Annotated in this window: 22 protein-coding genes; 8 read left to right on the top strand and 14 right to left on the bottom strand. The window is 73.0% G+C overall.

What is annotated here, in order from left to right:
• The first annotated feature begins 291 nt into the window (after positions 1-291).
• Positions 292-1623 (top strand): macrolide-binding ATPase MABP-1, encoded by a 1332-nt coding sequence (locus ACKOB8_RS09360; RefSeq protein WP_526376939.1) that lies wholly within the window; start codon positions 292-294, stop codon positions 1621-1623.
• 85 nt (positions 1624-1708) lie between these two features.
• On the opposite strand, the gene ACKOB8_RS09355 is transcribed toward ACKOB8_RS09360, so the two are convergent.
• From ACKOB8_RS09355 to ACKOB8_RS09330, 6 genes are all read right to left on the bottom strand, one after another.
• Positions 1709-1930, bottom strand: coding sequence for a WhiB family transcriptional regulator (locus ACKOB8_RS09355; protein WP_526376922.1), 222 nt, complete (start codon positions 1928-1930; stop codon positions 1709-1711).
• A gap of 155 nt (positions 1931-2085) precedes the next feature.
• Positions 2086-4980: an MMPL/RND family transporter gene (locus tag ACKOB8_RS09350; protein WP_526376921.1), complete on the bottom strand. Its 2895-nt coding sequence runs from the start codon at positions 4978-4980 to the stop codon at positions 2086-2088.
• Entirely contained in the window at positions 4977-5411 is a 435-nt protein-coding gene (locus ACKOB8_RS09345) for an MmpS family transport accessory protein (protein WP_526376920.1), read from the bottom strand. The genes ACKOB8_RS09350 and ACKOB8_RS09345 overlap by 4 nt, the downstream gene beginning before the upstream one ends.
• Positions 5412-5450: 39 nt before the next feature.
• Positions 5451-6005, bottom strand: coding sequence for a TetR/AcrR family transcriptional regulator (locus ACKOB8_RS09340; protein WP_526376919.1), 555 nt, complete (start codon positions 6003-6005; stop codon positions 5451-5453).
• Positions 6006-6103: 98 nt separating this feature from the next.
• A complete protein-coding gene (locus ACKOB8_RS09335) occupies positions 6104-8173 on the bottom strand; it encodes a UvrD-helicase domain-containing protein (protein WP_526376918.1) in 2070 nt (689 codons plus the stop codon).
• Positions 8174-8214: 41 nt separating this feature from the next.
• Positions 8215-8994: a hypothetical protein gene (locus ACKOB8_RS09330; RefSeq protein WP_526376917.1), complete on the bottom strand. Its 780-nt coding sequence runs from the start codon at positions 8992-8994 to the stop codon at positions 8215-8217.
• 153 nt (positions 8995-9147) lie between these two features.
• On the opposite strand from ACKOB8_RS09330, the gene ACKOB8_RS09325 reads away from it, so the two are divergent.
• From ACKOB8_RS09325 to ACKOB8_RS09315, 3 genes are read left to right on the top strand one after another with little or no spacing between them, the layout of a single operon-like run.
• On the top strand, positions 9148-9387 hold the full coding sequence (locus ACKOB8_RS09325; protein WP_526376916.1) for a mycoredoxin: 240 nt from the start codon (positions 9148-9150) through the stop codon (positions 9385-9387).
• 17 nt (positions 9388-9404) lie between these two features.
• Positions 9405-9881 (top strand): hypothetical protein, encoded by a 477-nt coding sequence (locus ACKOB8_RS09320; protein WP_526376915.1) that lies wholly within the window; start codon positions 9405-9407, stop codon positions 9879-9881.
• A 43-nt stretch (positions 9882-9924) separates the two neighbouring features.
• Complete coding sequence (locus tag ACKOB8_RS09315; RefSeq protein WP_526376914.1) at positions 9925-10128, top strand: hypothetical protein; 204 nt, start codon at positions 9925-9927, stop codon at positions 10126-10128.
• Between the two features lie 18 nt (positions 10129-10146).
• Here the strand turns inward: ACKOB8_RS09315 and nudC are convergent, their stop codons facing one another.
• Together nudC and ACKOB8_RS09305 are read right to left on the bottom strand one after the other, a co-directional pair.
• Positions 10147-11064, bottom strand: a complete 918-nt coding sequence (nudC, locus tag ACKOB8_RS09310) for an NAD(+) diphosphatase (protein ID WP_526376913.1) — start codon at positions 11062-11064, stop codon at positions 10147-10149.
• A 5-nt stretch (positions 11065-11069) separates the two neighbouring features.
• Entirely contained in the window at positions 11070-12131 is a 1062-nt protein-coding gene (locus ACKOB8_RS09305) for a potassium channel family protein (protein ID WP_526376938.1), read from the bottom strand.
• Positions 12132-12195: 64 nt separating this feature from the next.
• On the opposite strand from ACKOB8_RS09305, the gene ACKOB8_RS09300 reads away from it, so the two are divergent.
• The gene (locus ACKOB8_RS09300) at positions 12196-12603 is read left to right on the top strand and encodes a DoxX-related protein (RefSeq protein ID WP_526376912.1); all 408 of its coding nucleotides are present in this window, start codon (positions 12196-12198) and stop codon (positions 12601-12603) included.
• Here ACKOB8_RS09300 and ACKOB8_RS09295 read toward each other — a convergent pair.
• Positions 12578-15820: an ATP-dependent helicase gene (locus ACKOB8_RS09295; protein WP_526376937.1), complete on the bottom strand. Its 3243-nt coding sequence runs from the start codon at positions 15818-15820 to the stop codon at positions 12578-12580. The two genes, ACKOB8_RS09300 and ACKOB8_RS09295, sit on opposite strands and share 26 nt — an antisense overlap.
• Positions 15739-18780 (bottom strand): ATP-dependent helicase, encoded by a 3042-nt coding sequence (locus tag ACKOB8_RS09290; protein WP_526376911.1) that lies wholly within the window; start codon positions 18778-18780, stop codon positions 15739-15741. The genes ACKOB8_RS09295 and ACKOB8_RS09290 overlap by 82 nt, the downstream gene beginning before the upstream one ends.
• 104 nt (positions 18781-18884) lie before the next feature.
• Between ACKOB8_RS09290 and ACKOB8_RS09285 the strand changes: the two genes are divergently transcribed.
• Positions 18885-19670, top strand: a complete 786-nt coding sequence (locus tag ACKOB8_RS09285) for an alpha/beta fold hydrolase (protein WP_526376910.1) — start codon at positions 18885-18887, stop codon at positions 19668-19670.
• Positions 19667-19978 carry an MGMT family protein gene (locus ACKOB8_RS09280; RefSeq protein ID WP_526376909.1) on the top strand — a complete coding sequence of 104 codons (312 nt, stop codon included), beginning with the start codon at positions 19667-19669 and terminating at the stop codon, positions 19976-19978. Before ACKOB8_RS09285 ends, ACKOB8_RS09280 begins: the two co-directional genes overlap by 4 nt.
• A gap of 22 nt (positions 19979-20000) precedes the next feature.
• Here ACKOB8_RS09280 and ACKOB8_RS09275 read toward each other — a convergent pair whose 3' ends face one another.
• The 4 genes from ACKOB8_RS09275 to ACKOB8_RS09260 form a co-directional block, all read right to left on the bottom strand.
• A complete protein-coding gene (locus ACKOB8_RS09275; protein WP_526376936.1) occupies positions 20001-20849 on the bottom strand; it encodes a TIGR02569 family protein in 849 nt (282 codons plus the stop codon).
• A 49-nt stretch (positions 20850-20898) separates the two neighbouring features.
• Complete coding sequence (moeZ, locus tag ACKOB8_RS09270) at positions 20899-22092, bottom strand: adenylyltransferase/sulfurtransferase MoeZ (protein ID WP_526376908.1); 1194 nt, start codon at positions 22090-22092, stop codon at positions 20899-20901.
• Positions 22093-22162: 70 nt separating this feature from the next.
• Positions 22163-23905 carry a thiamine pyrophosphate-binding protein gene (locus ACKOB8_RS09265; protein WP_526376907.1) on the bottom strand — a complete coding sequence of 581 codons (1743 nt, stop codon included), beginning with the start codon at positions 23903-23905 and terminating at the stop codon, positions 22163-22165.
• 7 nt (positions 23906-23912) lie between these two features.
• Positions 23913-24941: a DUF3152 domain-containing protein gene (locus tag ACKOB8_RS09260; protein ID WP_526376906.1), complete on the bottom strand. Its 1029-nt coding sequence runs from the start codon at positions 24939-24941 to the stop codon at positions 23913-23915.
• 78 nt (positions 24942-25019) lie between these two features.
• Between ACKOB8_RS09260 and fasR the strand changes: the two genes are divergently transcribed.
• Positions 25020-25655 (top strand): HTH-type transcriptional activator FasR, encoded by a 636-nt coding sequence (gene fasR, locus ACKOB8_RS09255; protein ID WP_526376905.1) that lies wholly within the window; start codon positions 25020-25022, stop codon positions 25653-25655.
• Positions 25656-25659: the final 4 nt, after the last annotated feature.

Here is a 25659-nt window from a genome sequence, read left to right as displayed (position 1 = left end):
TCCCCGACGAGCCGGGTTGGTCAACGCGGCGGGGCGGGCGAATCGCGCGGCGGGCGGTAGCGCTGACGCCTCTGGGGGTACCTCTAATACGTCTGGGGGTACCACTAATACTTCTGCCCACCTATGAGCGACACGGACGCGGCTTGCTCGCGCAGCGCGACGACGCGCCAGATGATCCGGTGCTCGGTGGAGGGCAAAAGTATTAGTGGTACCCCCAGAGGCGTCAGCGCTACCGCCCGCCGCGCGATTCGCCCGCCCCGCCGCGTTGACCAACCCGGCTCGTCGGGGATGATGGTGGGCGTGGCAGCTGACGACATCAAGCGCGGAGGCGCGCGCCGCAACGCCAAGCTCGCCAGCATCCCGGTGAGCATGGCCGGGCGCGCCGCGCTCGGACTGGGCAAGCGGCTGACCGGCAAGTCCAAGGACGAGGTCAACGCCGAGCTGATGGAGAAGGCCGCCAACCAGCTGTTCAGCGTGCTCGGCGAGCTCAAGGGCGGGGCCATGAAGGTCGGCCAGGCGCTGTCGGTGCTCGAGGCCGCCATCCCCGAGGAGTTCGGCGAGCCCTACCGCGAGGCGCTGACCAAGCTGCAAAAGGACGCCCCGCCGCTGCCGGCGGCCAAGGTGCACCGGGTGCTCGACGCCCAGCTGGGCACCAAGTGGCGCAGCCGCTTCCAGTCCTTCGACGACGAGCCGGTCGCCTCGGCGTCCATCGGCCAGGTGCACAAGGGGGTGTGGTCGGACGGCCGGGAGGTCGCCGTCAAGATCCAGTACCCCGGCGCCGACGAGGCGCTGCGCGCGGACCTCAAGACCATGCAGCGGATGACCAGCCTGCTCAAGCAGCTGGCCCCGGGGGCGGACGTGCAAAGCGTCGTCGACGAACTCGTCGAGCGCACCGAGATGGAACTGGACTACCGGCTAGAGGCCGACAACCAGCGCGCGTTCGCCAAGGCCTACGAGGGCCACCCGCACTTCCTGGTGCCCCACGTGGTGGGCAGCGCGCCGAAGGTGATGGTCAGCGAGTGGATCGAGGGCGGCATCGCGATGTCGGAGATCATCCGCTCGGGCACCGTCGCCCAGCGCGACATCATGGGCACCCGGCTCTTCGAGCTGACCTTCGACGCCCCCGCGCGGGTCGGGATTATGCACGGCGACGCCCACCCGGGCAACTTCATGCTGCTGTCCGACGATCGGATGGCGGTGATCGACTTCGGGGCGGTCGCCCCGCTGCCCGAGGGTCTGCCCGAGGAGATGGGCATCATGATCCGGCTGGCCAAAGACAAGAGGTACGACGAGCTGATGCCGGTGATGGAGAAGGCGGGCTTCGTGCGCAAGGGCGAGCAGCTGCCGGCCGAGGCGATCGACGAGATGCTCGCCCAGTACGTCGAACCCATCGAGGTGCCGGTGTTCCACTACACCCGCAAGTGGCTGCAGCGCCACGCGGCGTCGAACATGGAGCGCGCCCCCCAGCAGCTGAAGATGGCCCGCCAGATGGACCTGCCGGTGAACCTGGCCATCCCGCTGCGGGTAATCGCCTCGAATGTGGCGATCTCCTGCCAGCTGGACTGCCACGTGCCGGTGCGGGAGATGGCCGAGCGGCTCATCCCCGGCTTCGCCGAACCCTGAGCGCTGCCCGGCGAGTGTGCGGTTTCATACGCCGGCGCCGGCGCGCCGCGTATCAACCCGCGCAGCCGGCGGTGAGGCCGGGCCGCTAGGCCGCCTTGGGCGGCCGACCGCGCGGTCGCTTACGGGCCAGGATCGCCCCGCGCTCGAGGATCTCCCCGCCCCACACCCCCCACGGCTCGGCGCGCTCGAGTGCCGCGGTCAGGCAGTCCCGCCGGATCGGACAGCCCGCGCAGCCGGCCTTGGCGCGCTCGAGGTCGGCGGGGTGCTCGGCGAACCACAGTTCGGGATCGCTACTACAGGGCAGCATGAGCGCTCCTTTCTCGGCTTTCTCGACTCGGACATACAAAAAAAGGCCACGAACTTTCGTCCGTGGCCTGGGGCTTTCGCGGGTGCGCTAGCAGACGCTCCTGTCCACGGACGGGTGAGCGGCGGCGTGATGCGCGGCGGCGAAGGTCATGGCGCTCAGGGTAGCGGGCCGGCGGCGCCGGGCACAAATGGTTTTTCGGGGTCGGTCCCCTCGGGCTCACCCAGCAGCTTTCGCACGCTCGGCCGGGTCCCGTAGGGCCGCAGCATCACCGACGCCGGGCGCGGGCGCACCTTCAGCGGCCACCAGAACCAGCGGCCCAGCAGCGCGGCGATCGACGGCGTCATGAACGAGCGCACGACCAGGGTGTCGAAGATCAGGCCCACGCCGATGGTGGTGCCGATCTGGGCGAGCACCAGCAGGTCCCCGAAGACGAAGCCGCACATGGTCAGCGCGAACACCAGCCCGGCCGCGGTCACCACCGACCCGGTGCCGGCCATGGTGCGGATCAGCCCGGTGTTGAGCCCCGCCCCGATCTCCTCCTTGAACCTGGCGACCACCAGAAGGTTGTAGTCCGACCCCACCGCCAGCAGGATGATGATCGCCAGCGCGAGCACGATCCAGTACAGCTCGATGCCCAGCAGGTGCTGCCAGATCAGCACCGACAACCCGAACGACGCACCCAGCGAGAGCACGACGGTGCCCACGATCACCAACGCGGCCACCACGCTGCGGGTGACGAACATCATGATCAGCAGGATCAGGCTGATCGCGGCGACCGCCACGGTCATCAGGTCGTACTTGGCGATGTCGCGGGCGTCCTTGAACCCCGACGCGGTGCCGGCGATGTAGACACTCGATCCGGCCAGCGGGGTGCCCTTGAGTGCCTCCTGCGCGGACTGGCGGATCGGGTCGATGTGCGAGATGCCCTTCGGGGTGGCCGGGTCGCCGTCGTGGGTGATGATCATCCGCGCGGCCTTGCCGTCCGGGGACAGGAACAGTTTGAGCCCGCGCTTGAACTCGGAGTTGTCGAACACCTCCGGGGGCACGTAGAAGGAGCTGTCGTCCTTGGCCTCGTCGAACGCCTGCCCCATCGCGTCGGCGTTCTTGAGTGCCTCGGCGGCCTGCTCCGCGAGTCCGGACTGGGTGGCCCGGTTGGTCTCGGCGAGCGCCTTGTTGCGTTCCTGGATGTCGATCTGCTCGGGGATCAGCGCGAGCAGCTGGGGTTGCAGCGCGTTGAGCTTCTCCAGGCTGGCGGTGACCTCTTCGAACTGTCCGCTCAGGTAATCGACCCCGTCGAGGGCGTCGAACAGCGAGCGGAACGCCGCACACAGCGGGATGTCGAAACAGTGCGGCTCCCAATAGAAGTAGTTGCGGATCGGCCGGAAGAAGTCGTCGAAGTTGGCGACCTTGTCGCGCAGCTCCTTGACCGTCTCCGAGGTTTCCCGGAAGGCGCTCACCTGTTCGTCGGTGGCCGCGGCGGCCTGCTGCTGCAGTACGTACTGCTGCTGCAGCAGGGTGATCGACTTGGAGATCTCGTTGACCTGGGTGAGCAGGTCATCGGCGCGCGCCTGCTGGAAGGGCAGGTTCTGGATCTGCGCGGTGGACTGCGCGCTCATCTGGAATCCGAGCGACGTGTGGTCCAGCGGGGTGCCCAGCGGCCGGGTGATGGACTGCACCATCGCCACACCGGGGGTGCGGAACACCGCCTTGGCGACCTTCTCCAGCACGATCATGTTGGCCGGGGTGCGCAGATCGCGATCGGTCTCGACCATCAGCACCTCGGGGTTGAGCCGCGCGGCGCTGAAGTGCCGCTCGGCGGCCGCGTAGCCCACCTTGGCCGGTGCCCAGTCCGGCTGGTAGCGGCGGGCGTCGTAGTTGGTCGAATAGCCGGGCAGGGCGAGCAGACCGATCAGCGCCACCGCGATGGTCGCGACCAGAACGGGTCCGGGCCAGCGCACGATCGCGGTGCCGATCCGCCGCCAGCCGCGCGTGCGCATGGCGCGCTTGGGGTCGAACAGGCCCAGGTGGCTGGCGATGGTGATGACCGCCGGGGTCAGCGTCAGCGACGCGGCCAGGGTGACCAGCACGCCCAGGCCGGCCGGGATGCCCAGGCTCTGGAAGTACGGCGTGCGGGTGAAGCGCAGACAGAAGATCGCGGCGGCGACGGTCAGACCCGATCCGATGATCACCGGCGCGGTGCTGCGGTACATCAGGTAGTAGGACTCCAGACGATCCGTCCCGGCCTGGCGCGCCTCCTGATAACGCCCGAGCAGGAAGATCGCGTAATCGGTCGCGGCCGCCACCGCCAGCAGCGTCAGCAGGTTGGTCGCGTACGTCGACAGCGGGATGATGCCGACGTGGCCCAGGAACGCGACCACCCCGCGCGCCGCGGCGACCTGGACCGCGACAGCCACCAGGGTGAGCAGCGCGGTGGTGATGGAACGGTAGACGATGAGCAGCAACACCGCGATCACCCCGAAGGTGAGCGCGGTGACTTTGAGGTGGCTGCCCTCGCCCACCGCGAACTCGTCGGCGAACAGCGCCGCCGGGCCGCTCACGTAAGCCGTGATCCCCGGCGGAGACGGGGTGTCGGCGACGATCTTGCGCACCGCGGCCACCGACTCGTTGGCCTGACTTCCGCCCTGATCCCCGGACAGGTAGACCTGGATGAGGGCGGCCTTGCCGTCGCTGCTCTGGGCGCCGGCGGCGGTCAGCGGGTCGCCCCAGAAGTACTGGACGTGCTGCACGTGCTCGGTGTCGGCGCGCATCCGCTCGACCAGGACGTCGCCGAAGCGGTGCGCCTCGTCGCCGAGGGGCTGCTGGCCTTCGAGGACGAGGGTGACCAGGCTGTCGGTGTCGTACTCGCCGAACACCGTCCCGACCCGCTTGGCGGCGATCAGCGAGGGCGAGTCCGGCGAGCTCGCCGACACGTTGTGGATGCGGCCCACTTCTTCCAGCGGCGGGACCAGGGCGTTGCTGGCCGCGGCCAGCGCGAGCCAGAAGATCGCGATCGGTATCGAGAGGGTCCGGACCAGCCGTGCGATGTTCATCCGGACTTGTCCAGACAGAAGACGTAGGCCGAGGCGCCGTCCGAGGAGCGCTGCACCTTCACCACCCCGTCGATGGTGATCCGGCAGCCCAGGGTGTTGCCGTCACCCTGTGCCTGGATGTTGACCAGCACCGCGGGGGTGGTGGTCGAGTCGTCGTAGGACCACGGCAGGGGCGCGTCGTCGACGCGCTGCGGGCGGGCGTTGACGTCGAGGTAGGTGATGGTGGCGGTGGCGCCCGGCTCGCCGAACACCTCGAGCTGGACCCGCTTGGGGTTGAACGGCACGATCTGATCGGCCATCTCTCCGGCGGGGGCGGCGGAGTGCCGGGAGGTGAACACCTCCTGCAGCCGGTAGACGGCGAAGGCGGCCAGCCCGACGATGGCGATGGCGACCAGGACCAGCCAGTGCCGCCCCGCCAGCCTGCCGATCACTCTCCGGACAGTACTGGCCAGTACCGCCTCGCGCAGGGTTTAGCGCGTCAAACTCGGCAGGATCACCTCGTCGACGAGGGCGATGACCGTCTTGCGGGTGGCGGGGCGGTTCTGGATGACGGCGCGGAACACCAGATACCCCGGCAGCAGGTCCCACAGGTCCTCATTGACCGACCCGGCCCGAATCTCGCCGCGGTCGATCGCCTGCTGCATCACCTGGCGGGTCAGCTTGCGGCGTTCCTCGAAGAACTCGCGCCGGATGATGTCGCCGAGTGCCGGGTCGCGCGAGGTCTCCGACAGCACGGCCCGCAGGGTGGCGGCGTGCTCGCGGACGTGCTTGCTGACCGTGTCGCCGATCGCCAGCAGATCCCCGCGCAGGGTGCCGGTCTCCGGGGCGGTCGCGTCCTGGCTGATGCCGTCGAGGACCGCGGCGAACACCAGATCGGCCTTGGTGGGCCAGCGCCGGTACATGGTGGCCTTGCTGGCGTGGGCGTTGGCGGCGACCTCGTCGACGGTCAGCCGCTCGTAGCCGTGCCGCTGCAGCAGCTGCAACGTGACGGCGAGCAGTTCGCCCTCCCGCGCTGTCGTGGCCACCGGGCCACGATAGCCGCCGCGAGCCTTCGCCGGTGTGCGGTCTCATACGCCGCCACCGGCGTGGCGCGGATGAAACCGCACAGCGGGCGGGGGCGGGGTCACCCCCGGGCGCGCACCAGTTCGAGCACGTCGGCGCCGAACTGCTCGAGCTTGCGCGCCCCGATGCCGGGGATGGCGACCAGCGCGGCGTCGTCGGCGGGCAGCGACTCGGCGATGGCGATCAGGGTGTTGTCGGTGAACACCACATACGCCGGCACGCCCATCTCCTTGGAGGTCTTCAGCCGCCACTCCTTGAGCGTCGCGAGCAGTTCCTCGTCGACGTCCACCGAGCAGGTTTCGCAGCGGCGCAGCATGATCGCCGTCGTCGCGGTGAGCACGGCGTTGCACACCCGGCAGCGCGGGGTGGCGCCGCGCTGGCGGCGCGGCTTGGCCGGGCCCGCCTCGGCGCGGGTCTGCGGGGCGATGCCGCCCAGGAAGCGTGACGGCCGCCGCGACTGCCGCCCGCCCGGAGCGCGGGCCAGTGCCCAGCTGAGCTCCAGATGTTCACGCGCCCTGGTGATTCCGACGTAGAGCAGCCGGCGCTCCTCCTCGACGGCCTCGCTGTCGGCGCCGTGGGACAGCGCGTGGGAGATCGGCAGGGTGCCGTCGGCCAGGCCGACGAGGAACACCGCGTCCCACTCCAGGCCCTTGGCGGCGTGCAGCGAGGCCAGCGTCACGCCCTGCACGGTCGGCGGGTGACGGGAGTCGGCGCGGGTGCGCAACTCGGCCACCAGCGCGGGCAGGTCGAGGTCGGGGCGCGCGGCGAGCTCCTCGTCGACGAGGTCGGCCAGCGCGCGCAGCGCCTCCCAGCGTTCCCGGGCGCGCACCCCGGCGGGGGCCTCGGCGGTCAGCCCGAGCGGCTCGAGCAGTGCGCGCACCAGCTCGGGCAGCGGCGCCTCGGCGGTGCCGCGCTCGGCGGCGCGCTGCAGGGCGGCCAGTGACTGGCGGATCTCCTGGCGGGAGAAGAAGCCCTCCCCGCCGCGCACCTGGAAGGCGACGCCGGCGGCGGTCAGCGCCTCCTCGTACACCTCGGACTGGGCGTTGATCCGGTAGAGCACGGCGATCTCGGCGGCCGGGGTGCCCGACTCGATGAGCGCGGCGATCGCGCGCGCCACCGCCACGGCCTCGGCCGCCTCGTCGGGGTGCTCGCGGAACACCGGCTCGGGCCCGGGCGGACGCTGGCCGAGCAGCTGCAGCTTGGAGCCGGCCATCCGGCCGCGCGCGGCGGCGATCACCCGGTTGGCCAGCGACACCACCTGCGGGGTGGAGCGGTAGTCGCGCTGCAGGCGCACGACGGCGGCCTCGGGGAAGCGGCGGGAGAAGTCCAGCAGGTAGCGCGGGGTCGCGCCGGTGAAGGAGTAGATGGTCTGGTTGGCGTCGCCGACGACGGTGAGGTCGTCGCGGTCGCCCAGCCACGCGTCGAGCACCCGCTGCTGCAGCGGGGTGACGTCCTGGTACTCGTCGACGACGAAGCAGCGGTAGCGGTCGCGGAACTCCCCGGCGATCGCGGCGTCGTTCTCGATCGCGCCGGCGGTGTGCAGCAGCAGGTCGTCGAAGTCCAGCAGCGTCACCCCGTCGCGGTCGGCTTTGAGCTTCTCGTAGCCGGCGTAGACGGTGGCCACCTGCTCGGCGGGCAAGGGAATGTCGCGGGCGGCCTGCGCGACCGACGCCGCGTAGCCCTCCGGTGAGATCAGCGACGCCTTGGCCCACTCGATCTCCCCGGCCAGGTCGCGCACGTCGTCGGTGGACACCTGCAGCCGCGCGCGGTTGGCGGCCTGGGCGACGACGGCGAACTTGCTGTCCAGCAGCTGCCAGCTGGTGGAGCCGACCACGCGCGGCCAGAAGTAGTGCAGCTGGCGGCGCGCGGCGGCGTGGAACGTCAGCGCCTGCACGCCGCCGACGTCCATGCCGCGCAACCGGTTGCGCATCTCCCCCGCCGCGCGCGAGGTGAACGTCACCGCCAGCACCTGCGCGGCGGCGACGTGACCACCGGCGACCAGGTGCGCGATGCGGTGGGTAATGGTGCGGGTCTTTCCGGTGCCCGCCCCGGCCAGCACGCACACCGGCCCGCGGGCGGCGAGCACGGCGTCGCGCTGCTCGTCGTCGAGGTCGGCGATCACGGCGTCCATCTTGGCAGGGGGCTCGGACAGCGGGTCGGGGCCGCGTGACCTCAGGGGCAGGAACCGGGCAGCGGCAGCGAGTTGACCGCCAGCACCCGGGTCGTCCCGTCGACCAGCCAGCGCGCACCGGGGTTGTCCGACGCCGCGCGGTAGACCTCCTCGGCCGGATCGGCGACCAGTTCTCCGCAGGCGATGGCGCGGCGCTGCTCGGTCGGAGCCAGGAATGACGACGGCGGCGGGCCGGGCCAGCCGACGGTGGCGGGCTCGGACTCGAAGCGCGGATCGACCTCGTAGACCACCACCCGGTCGGGGACGAACGGGCTGCGCGCCGCGCCGGACGACAGCGCGTCGGCCTGGTCGATCACCGCGCGCAGCGCCGCCCGCGCGTCGCGCTGGGCGGGACTCAGATCGGCGTCGAACTCGGCGTCGATGGCGTAGGCGTCGACGCTCACCCCGTTGAGCGTCACGGTGGTGGTGCCCAGATCGGTGACCCGCGGGCTGCCGACGTCGGTGCCGGGGCCGATCACGCCGCGGGCCTGCACCGAGGACACGAACGACGACACCGCGGCGGGATCGACGCGGGCCACCTCGTACCGGGTCGGGACGGTCGGCGGCCCGGAGCGCGGCGCCGCTGTGAGCACCCGGCCGTCGGCGTAGACCGCGATCGACGGCGACTCCATGGCGTAGATCACCGACGGCACCAGCCCGCCGGCGGTGATCACCGAGAACACCATCTGGTCTGTCCCCGGGGCGGGCTCGGAGGCCGCATCGGTCGAGCAACCCGCCAGCGCCGCCGCCAGCACGACACCGAGCACACGCCACCGCGTCATCTGATCCTCCTGCCGTGGGGCTGCGGTTGGGTCTCGTGATCGATCATCCCCCGTCGCCTCCCTCATCGGGTCCGACAGCACCGGATGTGTCGCTCAGAGGCGGGCAGTCACCGATCCGAATTTTTTCCGCCGCGTCGGGTACCTTCAGATCCCATGCCTGACGTGACGATGTACTCGACGGTGTGGTGCGGCTACTGCAAGCGCCTGAAGATCGCGATGAAGGCGGCCGGCATCACCTTCGACGAGGTGGACATCGAGCACGACCCCGCCGCCGCGGAGTTCGTGATGGGCGTAAACGGCGGCAACCAGACCGTGCCGACGCTAAAGTTTGCCGACGGCACAGCACTGAGCAATCCGTCGATCGCCGACGTCAAAGCCAAGCTGGGCCGCTGATGACAGCGAGGAGAAACATGGGCAGCACCCGATGGGCCATCGCGCTCGCGGCGGGCGTCACCACCGCGGGCATCTCGATCGGCATCGCCTGGGCCGGAGGTCCCGGCGGCACCGTCGATGACTCTCCGGGTCCGCCCGGCAGCTACGGCGGGTTGTTCTCCGCGGTCGGCAGCGGCACGTTCGAGGATTTCGCGGACGGCGTCGGACGCTACAACGTGGAGGTCGGCTACAACGCCTACGGCAACACCGCCGCGGAGGCCGAGGCAGGTGTGGTCGGCCAGTGCCAGGCCGACGGCGGCCAGAGTTGCTCGGCGGACATGGTGACCAACGACAACCTGTGCATCGTGTCGCTCGCCGACGACGCCACCGACATCAACGCCGGCGGTGCCGGGCCGACCGTCGAGGCGGCCCGCCAGGACGCGATCGCCCGCGCGGCGGCCAACGGCACGCCGGTCAGCCCGGCAGCCGTCGTGCTGATTTCCGATTGCCCGTGACCGCCGATCCGCAGCCGAAAGCGAGACCAGAATGACGAACAACATGACACGGACCGCGCTGCTGACGGTGGGCCTGACGGTGGCTGCGATGCTCGCCGCACCCGCGGCTGACGCGCGCCCGACCTGTCGCGACGCCGGCACCGCCACGATCTGCCAGACCAACGGCAGTGTGTCGATCGCCGCGACCCCGGGCACGACGGCGCCGCCGGCCACGCGGCCGCAAATCCCGTGGTGGATTCTGGACTGAGGCTCCTCAGCGTCCCTCTCAGTCCGCGAACGCCCAGGACTCGATGATCTCCCGGGCGATCGAGATGCTGCCGGGCAGCAGCAGCCGCGATTCGGCAGCAGAGCTGCCCCAGTCGCCGGCCTGAAGCGCGGTGCGGATCTCGGCGCGGGAGAACCACGCCGCCTCGGCGATTTCCCCGTCGCGGAAGTCGAAGGGCTGATCGGGGTCGCCGACGGCGTGGAAGCCGACCATCAGTGAGCGCGGGAACGGCCACGGCTGGCTGCCCAGGTAGTGCACGTCGCGCACGTCCAGACCGATCTCCTCGGCGATCTCGCGCACCACGCACGTCTCGAAGGACTCGCCGGCCTCGACGAAGCCGGCCAGCAGCGAGAACAGCCGCGGCGGCCACACGGTCTGGCGCGCCAGCACCGCGCGCTCACCCCCGTCGTGCACCAGGCAGATCACGGCGGGGTCGATGCGGGGGAACTCCTCGCCGCCGGTGATCGGGTTCAGCCGGCCCCAGCCGCCCTTGATGGGCAGCGTGGCTGATCCGTCGACGGGCGAAAAGCGTGCACTGTCATGCCAATTCAGCAGCGCCAGTGCGGCGGCCACCAGTTGGGCGCTGACGTCGTCGAGCGCCCCGGAGCGCCGCGGGTCGGCCACGCGCACGTCGTCACCAGCGGGCGGGTCGAGATCGGCCCGCACCGACCACACGTGGCGCCCGTCGACCAGCCGGCCGAGGAACACCGCGCCGGGCGGCGGGGCGTCGCCGAGCGCGGCGGCCGGGCCGAGCACCACCGAGCCGCCGTTGATGAGCACCTGGTTGCGCTCATCGACGGTGAGCAGCAGGGCGTCGGGCCAGCCGGAAATCGCGGCGTCGACGTCGGTGCGCAGATGGTCGGCGCGGTCGGCGCCCACCCGGGAGAGCAGCGGGGTGTTGCGCAGCTGAAAGCCCACGGGGCTCAGTCCTCGCCGGCGGTGCGGACGTAGAGCAGCCGGTCGTTGCTCTCCAGCGCGTCGACCTCCGGGTCGTCGACGCGGACCAGCCGGCCGTCGCGCACGACACCGAGCACGATGTCGACCAGATGCTTGGGTGAGCCGCCGACCTCCTTGGGCTCCACCATGCGCTCGGCGATGGCGAGGCCCTCGTCCGGGGTGAGCAGGTCCTCGATCATCTCCACCACGGTCGGCTTGGAGGTAGCCAGACCGAGCAGCCGTCCCGCGGTCTCCGAGGACACCACCACCGAATCCGCGCCGGACTGGCGCAGCAGATGGGAGTTCTCCGCTTCGCGCACCGAGGCGATGATGGTCGCCTCGGGCGCCAGTTCGCGTGCGGTCAGGGTGACCAGAACCGCGGTCGGGTCGTCGCTGGTCGCCACGATCACCGCCTTGGCGTGCTGCACGCCGGCCAGTCGCAGCACGTCGGACTTGTTGGCGTCACCGCGCACGGTGACCAGACCGGCGGCGCTGGCGCGGTCAAGCAGCGCCTGATCGATGTCGACCACCACGATGTCGGCCGGCGCGATGCCGTCACCGATCATGGCGGTCACGGCGGTGCGGCCCTTGGTGCCGTACCCGACGACGACGGTGTGGTTGCGCACGGTGTTCCTCCAACGCTGAATTCTCAGGGCCTGCCTCGAGGCGGCGGTCAGGGTTTCCACGGTGGTGCCGATGAGCACGATGAGGAAGGCGAACCGCAGCGGCGTGATCACCAGAACGTTCAGCAGCCGGGCGCGCTCGGAGAACGGGGCGATGTCGCCGTAGCCGGTCGTCGACAGCGAGACCGTGGCGTAGTAGAAGCAGTCCAGAAATGTCAGCGGCTTACCCGCCGCGTTGTTGTAGCCGTCGCGGTCGAGATACACCACGACCGCGGCGGTGAACAGCGCGGCGAAGGCGTAGAGCAGTCGGCGGGCGATGCGGCGGCCCGGCGGGACGAACTTGTCCGGGATGCGCAGGTACTCCACCAGCGCGGAGTCCGGCTTGGCTCCGAGATCCTCGTTGATGGCCTGCAGACGGCGGCGCAGCGCCTCACGACGGGTCACGGCGGCCCGTCACCGTCGACTCCAGCACACGGAGCATTATGTACCCATGGCCCTGACCCCCGCCGATCCCGTCAGCCAGAAACCCGCCTACCGGATGGCGGCGATGTTGATCGGCATCGGCACCGTGCACTTCCTGGCGCCCAAGCCGTTCGACACGATCGTGCCCGCCGAGCTACCGGGCAGCGCGCGGTTCTACACCTACGCCTCCGGCGTCGCCGAGGTCGGGGTGGGCGCGATGCTGCTCGCGCCGCGCACCCGACGGACCGGGGCGCTGGCGGCGGCTGCGCTGTACCTGGCGGTGTTTCCGGCCAACATCAACATGGTCCGGCTGTGGTGGGACAAGCCGGGCGCGCAGAAGTGGCCGATGCGCATCGCCGCGCTGGCCCGGCTGCCGTTTCAGTTCCCGATGATCGCCCAGGCGCTGCGGATCAGGCGCAACGCTCCGCGGGGGTGAGCAAATCGGCGAGATCATCTGCGCCGGAAAGCTTTTGGGGTTCGACGGTGCGCCCGCTGCGCACGTAGTGAAACGCCGCGCGCACCTTCTCGGGCGGCAGGCCGGACAGTCCCGCCCACGCCAGCCGGTAGACCGCCAGCTGCACCGCCGCTGAGCAGATGTCAGCCGGCGGCTCGCCGGTCTTCCAGTCCACCACGGTGACCCCGCCGTCGGGGTCGGCGAAGACCGCGTCGATGCGCCCGCGCACCACGGTGTCCCCGACGGCCATCTCGAAGGGCACCTCGACGGCCACCGGGGTGCGGGCGGCCCACGGCGAGGCGCTGAAGGCGGCCTGCAGCGCGGCCAGCTGCGCGGCGTCGAGCGCGGGCGCCTCCCCCGCGCCGGGCAGGTCGTCGAGCTCGAAGAGCCGGTCGGCGCCGTAGAAGCGCTGCACCCAGTCGTGGAAGGCGCTGCCCAGCGCGGCGTGCGGGTCCGGGCGCGACGGCAGCCGCCGGGCCAGCCGCTGGGCACTGGCCGGGTCGCGGTGCAGTTCGACCAGGGCGCTGACCGACAGCTGGCCGGGCAGCGGCGGCGGGTCCGGCGCCGCGGCGCGGGCCCGCTCGGCCAGCAGCGCGTCGACGTCGGCGGCCCAGCCCTCGGGGTCGGCGCCGGCCGGGCCGGCCGTACCGGCCAGCGCGGCGGTCACCAGGTCCGCCCCGCGGCGCACCGCCGCCCGCCGCCCGCCCAGCGGGTCGACCGGCCAGAGCGCCTCGGCGGTGTCGGCCAGCAGCGGGTTGGGCTCGCCGGGGGCGGGCTCGGGCGCCCAGCAGTCGACCTCGCCGCAGCCGTGCCCGGTGATGACGTCGCGGATCTCGGTCAGGAACGGCGAGGGGCCGCGCGGCGCGGCACCGCTGGCCGCCCAGTGGTGCCCGGAGAGCAGCAGGGTGTCCTCGGCGCGGGTCAGCGCGACGTAGAGCAGCCGGCGCTCCTCGTCGACGCGGCGGCCCTGCAGCGCCTGGCGGTGGGCGTCGATCACCGCGGCCAGGTCGCGGCGGTCGGCGACCGCGGAGGTGTCCAGTACCGGCACCCCGGGCCGGCCGGTGTCGGCGCGGTCGCCGCGCAGCAGCGGCGGCAGCTCCCCGGGGTCGTTGAGCCAGGTGCGCGGTGACGTCGACGCCGGGAACACCCGGGCGCTCAGGTGCGGGACGGCGACGATCTGCCACTCCAGTCCTTTGGCGGCGTGCACGGTGAGCACCTGCACCCGCCCGCAGGCCGCGTCCACGTCGGCGGGCGCCAGGCCGTTCTCCACCACCGCGGCGGCGTCGAGGTAGGCCAGCAGCCCGGGCACGTCGGCGCCGGGGCGCTGGGCGTAGCCGGCCACCACGTCGACGAAGCGGTCCAGGTGTTCGGTGCCGCCGCCGGCGGCGATCACCTCGGTGTCGATGCCGATCGCCCGGCGGATCTCGACGACCAGGTCGGTCAGCGGATGGTTCAGAGAGGTTCGCAGCCGGGTGATCTCGGCGGCGCACGCGGTGATCCGGCGCAGGCCCTCCGGAGAGTAGGCGCCCGGATCGCCGGGGTCGGCCAGCGCGTCGGCCAGGCAGGCGGCGTCGGGATCGGTGGCGGCGGCGACGATCTGCTCGACGGTGCCCGCCGGTGCCCCGCGCCCGGCCAGCACCACCGCCCGGCGCCACAGCGCGGCCAGGTCGGCCGCACCGAGTCGCCAGCGCGGACCGGTCAGCACCGCCATCGCGGCCGCACCGGCGGTCGGGTCGGCCACCAGCCGCAGCGTCGAAAGCAGGTGCGCCACTTCGGCGATCGACAGCAGACCGGCCAGCCCGACCACCTCGACCGGAACGCCGCGCGCGCTCAGCGCGGCGGCGATCGGCCCGGCATCGGCGTTGCGGCGCACCAGCACCGCCGCGGTCACCCCGTCACCGAAGCGTGCGGCGATCGCCTCGGCCACCCAGTCGCGTTCGGCGGCGACGTCGGTGTGCAGGGCGCAGCGCACCGTGCCGGGCTGCGCGCCGGGCCGCGACCGCAGCGGGCTGACGGCCACCGAGCGTCGGCGGGCCTCGGCGGAGACCGCGTTGGCCAGCTGCAGCGTGTGCGCCGGGTTGCGCCAGCTGGTGCGCAGCTCGCAGGTCGGGGCGGGGCTGCCGTCGGGGAGCGGGAAGTCGGTGGCGAAGCCGGGCAGGTTGGCCGCCGAGGCGCCGCGCCAGCCGTAGATGGACTGGATCGGGTCGCCGACCGCCGTGAGCGCAAGGGCGCCGTCGCGCCCGCCGCCGAACAGCGCACGCAGCATGACCCGCTGCGCGTGGCCGGTGTCCTGGTACTCGTCGAGCAGCACCACCCGGTAGCGCCCCCGCAGCTGCTCGCCGACCTGCGGGCAGGCCGAGGCCAGCCGCGCGGCCGCCGACATCTGCGCGCCGAAGTCGACCACCCGCTCGCGGCGCATCCGCTCGTGCACGGCCTCGACGAGGGGCACCAGCGCGCCGCGCTCGGTCTGGGCGGCAGCCAGGTCCAGCAGCGCCCGGGTGGGGGTCTGCCGCTGGCGGGGTCCGGCGGGCAGGGTGTGCACCAGCCGCTCGAGTTCGCGGTGCGTGTCGCGCAGCTGCGCGGTGTCCACGAGGTGCTCGGCGAGTTCCCCGACCAGCCGGCGCACCAGCGCGGTGACCGCCGCCGGCGTCCGGTCGATCGGCCGGTCGCCGGCGCGCAACTCGGGGTGCGCGCAGACCACGTCGAAGACCAGCTGCCACATCTCGGTCTCGCTGAGCAGCCGCGCGCCGGGCTCGACCGACAGCAGCGGGCCGAACTCGCCGAGCAGCGTGCCGGCGAACGCGTGGTAGGTGCTCACCGCGGGAACCCCCGCCGGGTCGGCGCCCAGGTGCCCGGCCAGCCGGGCCAGCCGCGAGCGCACCCGCCGGGCCAGCTGGCCGGCGGCCTTGCGGGTGAACGTCAGGCCGAGCACCTGCCCGGGCTCGGCGAAGCCGTTGGCCACCAGCCACACCACCCGCGCGGCCATCGTCTCGGTCTTGCCCGCGCCGGCCCCGGCGATGACCGCCAGCGGACCGGGCGGGGCGGCGATGACGGCGGCCTGCTCGTCGGTGGGTTGCGGAAGGCCCAGCGCGGCAGCCAGTTCGGCGGGGCTGTGGGTCATGACGGGGGTCCTGACGGGTCCCCCGGCGGTTCGCTCGCATGCGCCGGGCAGGACGGGCGGATCGGGCAGTGCGTGCAGCCGTCGTTGACCCGGGCGGCGAAGAACGGCCCGGCGGTCGCGGCGGCGGCCGCGCGCACCGCCTCGCGCCAGCCCGCCGCCTCCTCGGGGCCCAGCGCGGTCTGCTCGCGTTCGGTGGCGCCGGCGGCCGAGGGCTTGCCGAGGTAGACCAGCCGGCCCCCGCCCGGCCGGTCGCCCTCCTCGAGCACGCCCGCGGCGACGGCGAGCTGGTAGAGGCCGAGCTGGGCGTGGCGCTGGGCGTCGTCCTTGGTGACCGGGTGCCGGGCGGTCTTGAGGTCGACGACGACCAGCCGGCCCTGCGCGTCGCGCTCCAGCCGGTCGGCGCGCCCGCGGATGCGCACCCCCTCGGCGACGACGCCGTCGAGGTCGACCTCGGTGGCTACCTCGGTGAGCTCGCGGCGGGTCGCCGAATGCCAGGCCGCGAACGCGGTCAGCATCGCCCGGTGGCGCTCGAGTTCGTTGGCGGCATACCACGGTGAGTCGAAAGGCAAAGCCGCCCAATGGCTTTCCAGCTCGGCGTGGCGCTGCTCGTCGGTCTTCGCCGGGTCGGACACCAGGGCGTGCACCAGCGACCCCAGGGTGGAACTGAGCGTGCGCGCACCGGCGCCGCCGTGGCGTTCGGCCAGCCAGCGCAGCGGGCAGTCGGTGAGGGTCTGACAGGTCGAGGGGCTCAGGGTGACGGTGTTCTCGCCGCGAAACAGCGGCTCCTCGGTGCTCGGCTCGGCCAGCCCGTGCCACTGCGCGGGATCGGCCCCGGGCACCCCGGCGGCGGCCAGCCGGGCCAACTGCGCTGCCGCGCGGGCGCGTTGGGCGTCGCCGACCCGGTCGTCGGGCGCGCACACCGCCGCGCGCAGCCGGCCGACCACCGCGGCGGTGGACAGCACCGGCGGTGCGGGCCGCGCGCGCAGCGCCTCTTCGGCCGCCGTCCGCGGGGACTCGCAGGTGTAGCGGGCCACCTCGGTGAGGAAGCTCGACGGCATCGACACCGCGTCACCGGCGTCGCTGTCGACCGCGGTGATCAGCAGCCGGCGCCGCGCGCGGCCCATCGCGGCGATCAGCAGCCGGCGCTCCTCGGCCAGCAGCGGCGCGCGGGCCGACACCTTCTCGCCGAGCTCGCCGAGCCCGTCGAGCACGTCGAGCAGCTGCCCGGTGCCCAGCACCCCGCCGCGCGGAGTGGTGTTGGGCCACAAGCCCTCCTGCAGACCGGCGATGACGACGGTGTCCCAGTCGCGGCCCAGCGCCGCGTGCGGGGTGAGCACCGCGACGGTCGCGGCGTCCCCGCCGGCCCCGGCGGGATCGTGGCGGGCCGGCGGCAGCCGCAGCGCCGCCACGTGGTCGAGCAGGCCGGACACCGACGCGCCGGCAGTGCGCGTGACGTAGTCCTCGGCGATGTCGAACAGCGCGGTGATCCCGGCCAGTTCGCGGTCGGGCAGCCGCTGCAGCCCGCCGCGCTCCCAGGCCTGCCACAGCGTGTAGCGCGGATCGTGGTTGCCGCGGTGTGCGCGCGCCGCACTGGCCAGCACCGCGCGCACCCGGGCCACCGGTGTGGCCAGCCCGGCCGGAAGCGCCGGGGCCGAACCGGTCAGCGCGCCGGCCACCGAGCGGCCGCGCCGGCCCAGCGCGCGGCGCAGCTGGCGCAGCGCCACCGGATCCATTCGTCCGATCGGCCCGGCGAGCAGCGCGAGCGCCTGATCGTCGTCGGGTTCACCGCCGTGTCGGGCCACCACGTCCAGCACGGTCAGCAGGGCGCGCACACCGGGCTGTTCGGCGATCGGCGCGCCCGCGGGTGCGGGGTCGACCGGCACCCCGGCCAGGGCCAGCGCGCGGGTCAGCCCGGCCGCGGCCGGCACCGAGCGCACGATCACCGCCAGCTGCGCCCACGGCACCCCGTCGACGAGGTGGGCGCGGCGCAGGGTGTCGGCGATCAGGGCCGCCTCGGCCGGCGCGCTGTCGGCGACCCGCACGGCCACCACGCCCGTGTCTTCGGTGTCCGCACCGCCGGTCCCGTGCAGCGCGCGCCAGCCGCCGGCGGGCAGCCCGGCGGCCATCCCGCTGATCGCGCGGGCGATCGCCGGGGCGCAGCGGTGCGAGGTGGACAGCTCCACGGGCGGGCGGTCCCCGCCGAGCAGCAGCGCGGGCTCGGCACCGCGGAAACCGAACACCGCCTGGTGCGGGTCGCCGGCCAGGAGGGTCTGCCCGGCGCCGGCGGCGAGCACCCGCACCAGCCGGGCGGCCTGCGGGTCGAGGTGCTGGGCGTCGTCGACGAGCAGCAGGGTGAACCTGGCCCGCTCGGCGGCCAGCAGCTCGGCGTCGGCGGCCAGCGCCTCCAGCGCCGCGCCGACGAGTTCGGCCGCACCCAGCGCGGGCACGCAGGCCTGCGGTGCGGCCGTGCCGACCGCCGCGCGCAGCAGCATCACCTGTTCGTACTGCCGGGCGAAGCGGCCGGCGGCCGCCCACTCGGGCCGGCCGTGCGCGCGCCCGATGCGCTCCAGCGCCGCCGGGTCCACCCCGCGCTCGGCGCAGCGGGCCAGCAGGTCGCGCAGCTCGGTGGCGAAACCCTCGGTGCCCAGCGCCGGGCGCAGCTCGAGCGGCCAGCGCGCCGCCCCGTCGGCGAGATCCCCGGCGAGCAGCTCCCGGATGATCCCGTCCTGCTCGGCGCCGGTGACCAGTCGCGGCGGCGGGTCACCCGCGCGGGCGGCGGCGGTGCGCAGCACCGCGAAGGCGTAGCTGTGCACCGAGCGCACCAGCGGCTCGCGCACCACCGCCGCGCACGGCTGCGCCGAGCGCGCCGCCAGCAGCCGGGCGGTGATCGCCGCGCGGACCGACGCCGGCGGGCGTCCCGGGGTGAGCAGCAGCACCGACTCGGGGTCGGCACCGGCGGCGATCCGGGCGGCCGCCGCCTCGATCAGCAGCGTGGTCTTACCGGTGCCCGGCCCGCCCAGCACCCGCGCCACGTCCATGCCCTGATGAGACCAGAGGGGTCCGACAAATTCCTCGACTGGGACGACGTCCTCGTCGCATCCGCGGCCGCACTCGCCGACACCGGTGTGCCAGCATGGTTGCGGTGAGCGCCGCCCTGCACCTGCACCGCTACGGCCCACCGGGTCCGGCGCGGGTGCTGGCCATCCACGGGCTGACCGGCCACGGCGCGCGCTGGCACACCCTGGCCGGCCGGTACCTGCCCGAATTCGGTTTCCTCGCACCGGATCTCATCGGCCACGGCCGCTCGTCGTATGCCGCGCCGTGGACCATCGACGCCAACGTCACCGCGCTGGCCGGGCTGATCGAGGACCAGGCCCGCGGACCGGTCGTGGTGGTGGGCCACTCCTTCGGCGGGGCCATCGCGCTGCATCTGGCGGCGTCCTGCCCCGATCTGGTGTCCGCGCTGGTGCTGCTGGATCCGGCGGTCGGCCTCGACGGCGAGCGGATGCGTGAGATCGCCGAGGCGACGCTGGCCTCGCCCGACTACACCGACCGCGCCGAGGCGCGCACCGAGAAGGCCACCGGCTCGTGGGTCGACGTCGCGGCGGCCGAACTCGACGCGGATCTCGACGAGCATCTGGTGGCGCTGCCCAACGGCCGGTTCGGCTGGCGGGTGTGCGTGCCGGCGATCATGTCCTACTGGAGCGAGCTGGCGCGTGATATCGCGTTGCCCCGCAGGGGAACTGCCACGACGCTGGTGCGCGCGGCGTTCTCCGAGCCGCCGTACGTCAGCGAGGAACTGATCGACGGGCTGTCGGGGCGGCTGGGTTCGGACTTCACCCTGGTCGACTTCGGCTGCGCGCACATGGTCGCACACGCCAAACCCGCCGACACCGCCGCGGTGATCCGCGGCATGCTCGAACGGTGAGCACGCGCACCACCGACGCGCAGGTGCAGGCGGTCCGCGCGCTGGTGTCCTCGATCCCGCCGGGACGGGTGTGCACCTACGGCGACATCGCCTGCGCGGCAGGGCTTTCCAGTGCGCGCATCGTCGGATGGATCATGGCGACCGACTCCGCCGACCTGCCCTGGCACCGGGTGATCTCGGCCTCGGGCCGTCCCGCCCGCCACCTGGCGGACCGGCAGCTGGCGTTGCTGCGCGCCGAGGGGGTCAGCGACCGGGACGGCCGCGTTGCGATCACCGGCGCCGAGTCGGTCCGGCACGCCTTGCGCTAGAGGGTTCGACTAGGGCGCTCGACTAGAGGGCCAGCTTCACCAGCGCCGCCATGTGCGCCAGCCCGCCGAAGTTCTCCTCGGTCGAGCGCGGATGCAGCACATGCACGGCGACGCGGAACAGCAACGCGCGCAACAGCATCTGCGGCCACTCCGGCAGCGCCTCCCAGCGCTCGACGAGCGCGTCGTCGGCGTCGCCCCACGCGACGGCATCCACCACCGCGACCCCGGCCGCCCACGAGGGCGGCCGCCAGTACGGGGTGATGTCGGTGATCCCCGGCGGCGCGGTGCCGTCGAAGAGGACACCGCCGTAGAGGTCGCCGTGCACCAGCTGGCTGGGGCTCTTGGTGGGCTTGCGCAGCGCGGCCAGCTCGGCGATCAGCTGCACCCCGGCGCTGTCGGCGGGCAGTTCGGGGGCGCCGGGCGGCATCATGCGCAGCGGACGGTCCTCCCAGGCCGCGCGGTCGGCGGCGACGAACACGTCGACGTCGGTCCACGGCGGCACCGGCGGGCGGGTGAGGAACTGCGGGCGCTCCAGCTTGGAGGTGGCCTCGTGCAGCCGTACCCCGACCGAGACCACCTCGTCATGGCGCGGCTCGGGGGTGCCCGAGACGTAGGTGTCGGCCCGCCAGCCCGAGACCACGTAGCGGCCGTCGGTGGAGCGCACCGGCCGGGCCAGCCGCAGCCCGTCGACGAACAGCGTTTCGCGCACCGAGGCCGACCAGGCCGCGCGGGCGTTGTCGGCGACCAGCGACAGCACCAGCTCCCCGCAGCGCCAGCCGCCGTCCCAGCCGTCGTCGAGCTGCTGCGGCTCGACGCTCCCCCGGATGCCGAACGCCGTCATGACGTGCTCGGGCGGGCGCTCGCCGATCACCACCTCGATCACACTCGCCAGGGTAAGGCGTGCGGGACGCGGGGGGCCGTCAGTACATCACCATGTCGGGTTCGAGTTGGCGGGCCCAGGCCACGATGCCGCCCTGCAGGTGCAGCGCGTCGGCGAAACCCGCGCGTTGGACCGCCGCCAGCGCCTCGGCCGAGCGGACCCCGGTCTTGCAGTAGAGCACCGCGACCCGGTCCTGCGGCAGCCTGGCCAGGCCCTCCCCGTTCTCCAGGGTCGACTTGGGGATCAGCTCGGCGCCGTCGATGCGGTTGATGTCCCACTCGGCGGGCTCGCGCACGTCGATCAGCGCGACCTTGGCGCCCGAGTCGAGCAGTTCGCGCAGTTCCAGCGGGGTGATGGTCGATCCGGCGGCGGCCCGCCCGGCCGCCTCGGAGGCGGTGCCGCAGAACTCCTCGTAGTCGACCAGGGCGGTGATCGCGCTGGTGGCGGGGTCCTTGCGGACGGTGATGGTGCGGTAGCTCATCTCCAGCGCGTCGTAGATCATCAGCCGGCCCAGCAGCGGCTCGCCGATGCCGGTGATCAGCTTGATCGCCTCGGTGCCCATCACCGAGGCGATGGAGGCGCACAGGATGCCCAGCACCCCGCCCTCCGCGCAGGACGGCACCATGCCCGGCGGCGGGGGTTCGGGGTAGAGGTCGCGGTAGTTCAGGCCGCGGCGCTGCCCGTCGGGCCCGTCGGGGGCGGCCTCCCAGAACACCGACACCTGGCCCTCGAAGCGGAAGATCGACCCCCACACGTAGGGCTTGCCGGCCAGCACGGCCGCGTCGTTGACCAGATAGCGGGTGGCGAAGTTGTCGGTGCCGTCGATGATGAGGTCGTAGCCGGCGAACAACTCGACGGCGTTGTCGGGGCTCAGCCGGATCGGGTGCACGTCCACGGTGACCAGGGGGTTGATCTCGAGGATCGCCTCCCGCGCGCTCTCGGCCTTGGGCCGGCCCACGTCGGACTGGCCGTGGATGATCTGGCGCTGCAGGTTGGACTCGTCGACCACGTCGTCGTCGACCACGCCCAGGGTGCCCACCCCGGCGGCGGCCAGGTAGAGCAGCGTGGGCGAACCCAGTCCGCCCGCTCCGATCACCAGCACCCGCGCGTTCTTCAGCCGCCGCTGCCCGAGCACCCCGATCTCGGGGATGATCAGGTGCCGGCTGTAGCGGGCGACCTCGGCCCGGGTCAGCTCCGGGCCCGGCTCGACCAGCGGCGGCAGCGGTGCGGTCACCGGCAACTCCTCACACGGCTACCAACCACGCCGGCGGCGGGATGCTTCCCGCACCGGCCGCGGGGCCGGCTCAGCCACGCCCCGGGATGTTCTCGTAGTAGGGCACGACGATTTCGTTGTCGGCCTCCAGGTCGCCCAGCATGGCGGTGGTCATCGGGTGCACCACCGAGGCGGCGACGGCGACGTTGACGCAGGCCGGCAGCCCGGAGTCGAAGGCCCGCTGCACCGCCGCGCGCACCTCGCCGATCTCGGTCACCCGCTCGCCGTAGCCGCCGAGGGCGCGGGCGACCTCGTGGTAGTCGGTGTCGGCCAGCCGGACGATGACGTCGCTGCCGGCGCCGTAGACCGCCTCCTGACCGTGGATCGACATCCCCCAGCAGGCGTTGTTGAGCACGACGGTGACCACCGGCAGGCCGTGGCGGACCATCGTGTCGAGCTCGGCGAGGTGAAACCCGTAGGCGCCGTCGCCGGTGACCTGAAGGACGCGGCGCGCAGGTTCGGCGATCTGCGCGCCGATCGCGAAGCCCTGCCCGATCCCGAGGAAGCCCATGTAGCCGAGGTTGAGCACCCGGTGCGGGGCCGCCGCCGCGACGCTCATCGCCGCCCACAGCGGCGCCTCCCCGCCGTCGAGCACCAGCACCGCGTCCGCACCGGCGCCCAGCAGCGCCTCGCGGCCGGCGTGGTAGGGGTGCAGCCGCCCGTCCACGGCCGGCGGGGCCGCGCCGAACAACTGCTCGACGAGGGCGTGCGCGCCGGTGGCCGAGGCCAGCCAGTCGGCGCGGTCGGGCCAGCTCACCTCGACCGCGCACAGCGCCTGCAGCGCCTCGCGGCAGTCGGCGACGACGGGCACCTGCACCGGCCGCAGCCGCCCCATCTCGGCGGCCTCGAGGTCGACCTGGATCACCGCCGCCTCGGGCGGGATCAGCGAGTGGGCCCGGCCCCCGGTGAGCAGACCGAGCCGGGCGCCGAGCAGCAGCACCACGTCGGGCAGCGGCTGGCCGGTCATCGCCATCAGCGACAGGCTGTCCACCGCCCAGCCGTTGCAGCGGTGCGCGGCGGGCAGCAGACCCAGCGCGCGGTTGTTCGCGAACACCGGGATGCCGGCGCGGTCGGCGAAGGCCGCCAGTTCCGCGCCGCACGACGACCACAGCGCCCCGCCGCCGACGACGATCGCGGGACGCTCGGCGTGCAGCAGCAGATCGGCCGCAGCCCGTACGGCGGCGGGCGAGGGGGCGGGGCGATCGGCGATGAGCGCCGGGCCGGCCGGCGGCAGGCCCGCCTCGTCGACCGCGGTGACCAGGACGTCGATCGGGATCTCCAGGAAGACCGGGCCGGGCCGCCCGGACAGCGCGGTGCGCACCGCCAGGGCGACGAGGTCGGGGATGCGTTCGGTGGTGACGATGCGGTGCGCCCACTTGGTGACCGGCGCGGCGGCGGCGACCTGGTCGAAGCCGCCCTGCATCTCGTTGGTCTGCAGTTCGCGCAGCGGCGGCGAGCTGGCGACCATCAGCATCGGCACCGCGTCGCTCATCGCGTTGGGCAGGGCCGCGAAGCCGTTGGCGAATCCGGGCCCGGAGGTGACCACCGCGACGCCGAGCCCGCCAGTGGTGCGGGCGTAGCCGTCGGCGGCGTGCCCGGCCGCGGCCTCGTGGCGGGTGTCGACCAGGCGCAGGCCGTTGGCGCGGCACGCCGTCCAGAACGCGTCGAGGTGCCCGCCGTGCAGGGCGAAGACGTCGGTGACGCCCGCCGCGGCCAGTGCGCGCGCCAGCAGTTCGCCGCCGTCGACTGCCGCTCCCGCCGGCCGCGATGTCACGCCGGTCTCAGGCGATCGGGTAGGGCCAGGGGTTGAACCGGCAGGTCTTGCCGTCGGGCTTGACGAACTGCGGGTCGAACCGGGAGGCGTCGTTGTCGGAGGTGGAGAAGGTCTGCTGCATCATGATCGGCGCCAGCGCGCCGTTCTTGTCGCACGGCTCGTGGTTGGTGTAGCCGATGGCGTGGCCGACCTCGTGATTGATCAGGTACTGCCGGTAGGAACCGATGTCGCCCTGGAACGGCACCGCACCGCGCACCCAGCGCGCGAGGTTGAGGAACACCCGCGGTTCGGCGTCGGGGCCGTAAATCGGGTTGTAGCAGGACGTTTCGATCTCGATCTCGTAGCCGCAGCCCTCGCGGATGGTCATCGGAGAAGTCAGCGACACCCGGAAGTCGGGCTCGTCGGTGCTGGTGGCGTCGATGCGCCGGAAGGCGAACTGCGGGTTGTGCGTCCAGCTCTTCGGGTTGGCCAGCGTCTCGCTGACCATCCGGGCGAACCCCTCGTCGCCCCCGAAGGACGAGGTGTCCACGCCGTCCTCGACCTCGACGGTGTAGGTGAACACCTTCGCGGTGCCCTGGCCGACCTGGGGCATGTCGCCGCCGATGACCGACCACGTCTTGGCGCCCGCCTCGGTGAACGGCCCGCCGGTGGGCAGGATGCCGGTGGGCAGGGTGGCGTCGAACTCGGTCAGGCCGCGCGGCGGGCCGCCGACGATCGCGGTGCCCGAGGAGCCGATCTTGGGCGGGCCCTTGATGGTGTCCTCCGCCGAGGGCACCGCGGTGCCGGTGACGGTCTGGTAGAGCACCACCCCGGTCAGCGCCACCAGCACCGGCAGGGCGTAGGCCCGCCAGCCGTAGACGGACAGGAACTTGCCCAGCCGGGTCTGCCGGCGGATGTTGCGGTGCTGCTCGCGGTCGGCCCGGGGCCGGCCCGAGTCGGCGGTCAGCGGGTCGCGGTGGGCGCGCAGCGGGCGGCTCGGCTCGACGCGCAGCACCGGCACGCGGCCGGGTTGCGGGGGGCCGAGCTTGTAGGTCACCGCCTCAGGATGGCATAACCGGCCTGTCGGGACCGCATTGATCAGGGCGGGGCGTCGGCGGGGCGTAATCTCTGGCCGGTGAGCGAACTGCGCGCCGGCAGGCGCGCGAGTGTGAGCCGCGGCGGGCGGCTGCCCCGCGGCGAGCGCCGCGGACAGCTGCTCAGCGCGGCCAGCGAGGTGTTCGTCGACCGCGGCTACCACGCCACCGGCATGGACGAGATCGCCGACCGCGCCGGGGTCAGCAAACCGGTGCTCTACCAGCACTTCTCCAGCAAGCTGGACCTGTATCTGGCGGTGCTGCAGCTGCACGTGGACACCCTGCTGTCGCGGGTGCGCCAGGCGCTGCGCACCACCACCGACAACCGCCAGCGGCTGCGCGCCGCGGTGCAGGCGTTCTTCGACTTCATCGAGCACGACAGCCAGGGCTACCGGCTGATCTTCGAGAACGACTTCGTCTCCGAGCCGCAGGTCGCCGCGCAGGTGAAGGTGGCCACCGAGGCGTGCACCGACGCGGTGTTCGACCTGATCAGCCGGGACTCGGGGCTCGAACCGCACCGCGCCCGCATCATCGCCGTGGGATTGGTGGGGATCAGCGTGGACTGCGCGCGCTACTGGCTCAACGCCGAGCGCCCGATTTCCAAGGAGGACGCGGTGGAGGCCACCGTGCAGTTCGCCTGGGGCGGCCTGTCGCACGTGCCGCTGGCCCGCTCCTGAGGGC

It is taken from the genome of Mycobacterium sp., assembly GCF_046091765.1.
Taxonomy (GTDB): Bacteria; Actinomycetota; Actinomycetes; order Mycobacteriales; family Mycobacteriaceae; genus Mycobacterium.
This window is presented reverse-complemented; position numbering and strand designations above follow the sequence as displayed.

Bases quoted from the DNA above. Each gene is read 5' to 3' on its own strand.
- ACKOB8_RS09300 (WP_526376912.1), top strand. From the start codon at position 12,196: ATGGCCCTGACCCCCGCCGATCCCGTCAGCCAGAAACCCGCCTACCGG.
- ACKOB8_RS09320 (WP_526376915.1), top strand. From the start codon at position 9,405: ATGGGCAGCACCCGATGGGCCATCGCGCTCGCGGCGGGCGTCACCACC.
- ACKOB8_RS09355 (WP_526376922.1), bottom strand. From the start codon at position 1,930: ATGCTGCCCTGTAGTAGCGATCCCGAACTGTGGTTCGCCGAGCACCCC.
- ACKOB8_RS09290 (WP_526376911.1), bottom strand. From the start codon at position 18,780: ATGGACGTGGCGCGGGTGCTGGGCGGGCCGGGCACCGGTAAGACCACG.
- ACKOB8_RS09360 (WP_526376939.1), top strand. From the start codon at position 292: ATGGTGGGCGTGGCAGCTGACGACATCAAGCGCGGAGGCGCGCGCCGC.
- ACKOB8_RS09330 (WP_526376917.1), bottom strand. From the start codon at position 8,994: ATGACGCGGTGGCGTGTGCTCGGTGTCGTGCTGGCGGCGGCGCTGGCG.
- ACKOB8_RS09350 (WP_526376921.1), bottom strand. From the start codon at position 4,980: ATGAACATCGCACGGCTGGTCCGGACCCTCTCGATACCGATCGCGATC.
- ACKOB8_RS09315 (WP_526376914.1), top strand. From the start codon at position 9,925: ATGACACGGACCGCGCTGCTGACGGTGGGCCTGACGGTGGCTGCGATG.
- ACKOB8_RS09335 (WP_526376918.1), bottom strand. From the start codon at position 8,173: ATGGACGCCGTGATCGCCGACCTCGACGACGAGCAGCGCGACGCCGTG.
- ACKOB8_RS09325 (WP_526376916.1), top strand. From the start codon at position 9,148: ATGCCTGACGTGACGATGTACTCGACGGTGTGGTGCGGCTACTGCAAG.